The organism is Streptomyces sp. NPDC002588 (assembly GCF_040295925.1).
Classification (GTDB): Bacteria; Actinomycetota; Actinomycetes; order Streptomycetales; family Streptomycetaceae; genus Streptomyces.
The window spans coordinates 1-4430 of record NZ_JBEOWF010000101.1; the positions used below are offsets into that span (position 1 = coordinate 1).

At 70.0% G+C, this 4430-nt stretch carries 5 protein-coding genes; 1 reads left to right on the forward strand and 4 read right to left on the reverse strand.

All coding sequences use genetic code 11. The features are described 5' to 3' along the window. Positions 1–242 precede the first annotated feature (242 nt). The 3 genes from ABT057_RS48810 to ABT057_RS48820 all read right to left on the reverse strand — a co-directional run bounded on the left by ABT057_RS48810 (position 243) and on the right by ABT057_RS48820 (position 3284). Positions 243–884, reverse strand: a complete 642-nt coding sequence (locus tag ABT057_RS48810; protein ID WP_352351832.1) for a hypothetical protein — start codon at positions 882–884, stop codon at positions 243–245. 153 nt (positions 885–1037) lie between these two features. Further along, on the reverse strand, positions 1038–2465 hold the full coding sequence (rox, locus tag ABT057_RS48815) for a rifampin monooxygenase (RefSeq protein ID WP_352351834.1): 1428 nt from the start codon (positions 2463–2465) through the stop codon (positions 1038–1040). Between the two features lie 240 nt (positions 2466–2705). Next, complete coding sequence (locus tag ABT057_RS48820) at positions 2706–3284, reverse strand: maltokinase N-terminal cap-like domain-containing protein (protein WP_352351836.1); 579 nt, start codon at positions 3282–3284, stop codon at positions 2706–2708. Positions 3285–3463: 179 nt separating this feature from the next. Here ABT057_RS48820 and ABT057_RS48825 point away from each other — a divergent pair, with 179 nt between their 5' ends. Further along, positions 3464–3964, forward strand: a complete 501-nt coding sequence (locus ABT057_RS48825; protein ID WP_352351838.1) for an MFS transporter — start codon at positions 3464–3466, stop codon at positions 3962–3964. Positions 3965–4017: 53 nt separating this feature from the next. Here ABT057_RS48825 and ABT057_RS48830 read toward each other — a convergent pair whose 3' ends face one another. Continuing rightward, positions 4018–4287, reverse strand: a complete 270-nt coding sequence (locus tag ABT057_RS48830; RefSeq protein ID WP_352351840.1) for an Atu4866 domain-containing protein — start codon at positions 4285–4287, stop codon at positions 4018–4020. Positions 4288–4430: the final 143 nt, after the last annotated feature.

Sequence of the window (4430 nt, forward strand, 5' to 3'; positions counted from 1 at the left end):
GCCCTCGTACTGGATGTACTTGGGCTTGTGCCCGGTGCGGCGAGAGTGCGTGCCGGGCGTCGCGACGGGGCGAACGTTGCCTGCCGCGGCACTAGGACACGACCAGGACCTGTCCGGGCGGGCCGACTCCGGCCCGCCACCGGCCGGCCCCCGTGACCATGGGGGCCGGCCGCGTCAGGTCCCGGCCGTCCGTGCCTGCCGTTCCGGCACCGCGGACCGGCATCAGGCGCTGCTGTCCCGCTCTACGGGGTCTGTTCGCCCTCCGCGGCATCTCCGGTGGAGTCGGGGGTGGTGTAGAAGACGGAAGTGCCCTGCTTGGTGCGCTGGGCCCGGTTCTTGGCCACGAGCCCTTCGAGGGTCGTACGCACCACGGTCGTCTTGATGGCGCGCTCGGGATGCCGCTCTCCCAGAGCGGTGGCGATCTCGGCCGCGGAGCGCGGCTCGCCCTGCGCCACCAGGTGCTCATGGACCAGGTCCACCAGCTTGGGCGACGACGACGGCGCCGCCGATGCCTCGGCGGTGCTCTTCCCGCCGGTCCGCTTCCGGACCGGCGCGGCCGGCTTCTTGGCCTTCGACTGCTTGGCCTTCGTCTGCTTGGCCGTGTCCGAGGCGGCCGTCTTGCGCGTGCGGGGCGCGGGCACCGCCGTGACAGCCTCGGCCGCGGAGTCCACGGGCGCCGCGGATGCCGCCGCCTGGACACCCAGGGCCTGCTGGATGCTCACCAGGACGCTGTGGTCGTGCCGCAGGGCCGCAAGCTGCTCCTGCAGCGCTTCGATGTCACCACTGAGGCGTTGTTGTTCCTTGATGTTGCGTTCCAGGTCTCCGGTCACCTGGGCGCTGTACTGTGAGGTCAACTCACTTGTTCCGGCGGGGGTTTCGGACATGAGGCGCACACCCTTCCTTCTGACGGCTGCCCTGCACCCCCATGATGTGGGGAGAGTATGAGCGGTCACTGCCGCACAGCCGTGTCGCAGCGATAGTACGGAAGATGTTCGCACCGTTCTCAGTCAACCGGACACTTCGGACGTGATCGCGGCTCAGTCGACGGCAGCGCCGAACCACCTGGGCAGCTGACCGAGCAGGCTCCGCTGATCCTCGCCGACCCAGGCCACATGGCCGTCCGGCCGCAACAGCATTGCGGGCACGCCCAGTTCCTCACTGACGTCGACGACGTGGTCGACCCGGTCCGCCCAGCCCGTCACCGAGAGCCGGCCGGTCTGGTCGAGCAGCAGCCCGCGGCCGCCGTGCATCAGGTCGTAGAGGCGTCCCCGTTTCAGCGCCACGTCCCGCATGCGCCGGCCGAGCAGTTCGTGCCCCTCACCGAAGTCGTAGCGGACGCCGATCGCGGTGATCTTCTCGATCAGGTACCTGTTCACCTCCTCGAAGTCCATCAGTTCCGACACCAGCCGCGCCACCGACCGGGGCCCCGGCTCGGGGGACAGGAGGACCATCTGCGCCCGGGTGTTGTCCAGCACGTCGGCGGCCACCGGGTGCCGTTCGGTGTGGTAGCTGTCCAGCAGTCCCCGCGGCGCCCAGCCGTTGACCTCGGCGGCCAGTTTCCAGCCGAGGTTGAACGCGTCCTGGACACCGAGGTTGAGTCCTTGCCCACCCGTCGGCGGGTGGATGTGCGCCGCGTCGCCGGCCAGCAGCACCCGGCCGACACGGTAGCGCTCGGCCAGCCGGGTGGCGTCGCCGAACCGGGACAGCCAGCGCGGTGAGTGCACGCCGAAGTCGGTGCCGGCGACCACCCGCAACTGCTGCCGAACCTCCTCGAGGGTCGGCGGGACCGCTCGGTCCTCGACCACCCCGTCGGCGGGCACGATGACGCGGTACGCCCCCTCCCCGAGGGGCATGAGGCCGAACCTCAGCTGGGTCTTGCGGACCTCGGCGACCACGGTGGCCACCGTTTCCGGCGGCACGGTCACCTTCATCTCGCCGATCAAAGTCTCGACCCTGGAAGGCTCGCCGGGGAAGGCGACCCCCAGCAGCTTGCGCACCGTGCTGCGGCCGCCGTCGCAGCCGACGAGGTAGCGCGAGCGCAGCCGTGTGCCGTCGGCGAGTTCGGCGGTCACCCCGTGTTCGTCCTGGCTCAGCCCCACCAGTTCGCAACCGCGCCGCATCTCGGCGCCGAGTTCGGTGGCGTGTTCGGTGAGCAGTCGCTCGGTGACGGTCTGCGGGATGCCGAGGACGTACGAATGCGCGGTGTCCATTCCGGACGGCCACGACTTGCTGAGCCCGGCGAAGAAGCCGCCCACCATGAACTGCCGGCCGAGCGCGAGGAACCGCTCCAGCAGACCGCGCTGGTCCATCACCTCGATGCTGCGTACGTGCAGGCCGAGCGCACGGACCTGCACGGCCGGCTCCGTCTCCTTCTCCAGTAAGAGCACGCGAACGCCGTGCAGCCGCAACTCGCCGGCCAGCATCAAGCCGGTCGGCCCACCGCCGACCACGATCACGTCGATCATGAAATCCCCCATCTCCACGCCAAGTACCAACGCCGCAGAACGGCACACACTTCGCGGATCGTCGATTTCCGCCCGTTCTGCTCTTCGGCTGGAGATTTTGCAGCACGAGGGGGGCCTTGCCGCAAGGCCCCCCTCGTGCTATAGCTTAAGAGTGGCAAGGAGTGGGTGATCTCCTTGCCTTTGTCATGTGGACCGCCGACGCCGACTCGCTCTCCGTCCGGCCGGTGCCCGCAGGACCTCCTACCGCGGCGCGACGGCCGCGAACACTCCCCGCGCAGCCGTTCCGTCCGGCCAGGTCCATCCCGCGACAAGATGTCCGGACGACGTCCGTGCCGCCTCAGTGGGCCGCAGGACGCGGTGGATCCCGACCTCGGGCCCGCCGACGGGAACGGTTCCGTGCACGGTGACGGTCGGATCGGGTGTGTCGCTCTCGCTCTGGTGCTGCGGGGTCGCCTCACCGCGCAGGAGGGCGCGCAACTGCCCCATCACCACCGGGTCGTGGACGCCGTCGTAGATCCACCGTGTGCCGAGCACCCCGTGCTCGGACGTGCCGATCAGCCCCTCGGCGGGGACGTCCTCCAGCGCCGCACCGCGATAGCCCATCGGCACCAGATACGCCACGGGCGCCTGCCCGGCGGTGTCCACCACCACCATGAACTCGATCCCGACCTCGCCCTCCGGATCGTCCAGCCGGAACCCGCCGGCCCTAACCAGTTCCGGCGCTCCCGCGTCGCCCGTGTACCAGCTCTGCTTCGGCAGCCAGCCGGTGAGCAACTCCAACTTCGTCGGCGCCATGGTGGTGCGGTGGATGAATGCCATGCGAGCCCCCTCATGCAGGTCCGAAGCCCGTCCGCCGACGGGACGTGATCAAACCTATAGGAACGGCCGGGCGCCCCGAGTGGCGTGACTTCTCGGCGAGTTGATGTCCCGTGGAAGTCGGGGGAGGCCATCGCGGTCCGCGGGAACGGCTCGACTCTCCCGCCCGGTCCTGACCGCACGTGCCGTTGCGCGGTGAGCGCGAGCGCCGCCTGGCGGACCGATACGGAGCACGCGGCGTCTATGCGACCACCCTCGTGGTCCAGGCGCTGGCCACGGCCGGATTCGTGCCGGCGGACAGCTTCTGGCCGTTCGTGCTCGCGGTCACCGCGGTCACCGCGGCCGCCGGGGCGAAGGCAGCCGGAGTGGCCGCACGCAGCCCGCTCATCAGGCACTACGGAGGGAACCGACCGCAGGAGTTCAGGGCCTGTCTCCGTGCCGTGACGAACGTCGGCGTCTCCCTCGGCGCCGTGGGTGCGGGGTGGGTCGTTCAGGTGGGCACCCTGGCCGCCTATCAGCTCATGGTCATCGGCAACGCGATCGCCTTCGTGGTCTCCGCCGCGATCCTGATCTTCCTTCCGCCGGTCCCTCCGGTCCCGGCGACCGGAGGACACTGGCGGCGCCTCGCAGCACCGCCCGCTGTCCGCCGGGCACAACGTCATCAGCGCGCATGGCAGACGTAGTGCGACTCCATGGAGACGGCTCCGGCCGCCTGATCCTGAGCGGCGAGAGCGCGTCAGGGGGAGGGCCGCTCCCGGTACAGCACGAGGTGCTCGTGGTGGAGCACGCCGTCGCGGATGTCGCCCGTCGCGGTGAATCCGGTGTCGTCGACGTAGTCGATGTGACGGCCCGTGACGGTGTAGCGGCCGGTGTAGGCGCTGGCGCGCTTGCCGCGCGCCTCGTCGTACCGGCCGTCCGCCCGCAACTCCTGGCGGATGTGGCCGTCTGCGGTGACCCACATACCGACGACGTCGATGTCCGGGCCGTCCGCCGAATTCGCGGTCATGGCGCACCTCTCAATGACGGGGATGTCCTGGTGCCACCGAGTGTGTGACAGTGCCGGGCAGGACAACCAGGACGTCTGCTGCCTGGGGCGTCGTGGAGTAGCCCTCAATGTTGTGCAGACGGTGGGGATGCAGACCGTGCTCG

Excerpts from the sequence above, each read along its gene's own strand:
- ABT057_RS48830 (WP_352351840.1), bottom strand. The coding sequence starts at position 4,287 with ATGACCGCGAATTCGGCGGACGGCCCGGACATCGACGTCGTCGGTATG.
- ABT057_RS48820 (WP_352351836.1), bottom strand. The coding sequence starts at position 3,284 with ATGGCATTCATCCACCGCACCACCATGGCGCCGACGAAGTTGGAGTTG.
- rox (WP_352351834.1), bottom strand. The coding sequence starts at position 2,465 with ATGATCGACGTGATCGTGGTCGGCGGTGGGCCGACCGGCTTGATGCTG.
- ABT057_RS48810 (WP_352351832.1), bottom strand. The coding sequence starts at position 884 with ATGTCCGAAACCCCCGCCGGAACAAGTGAGTTGACCTCACAGTACAGC.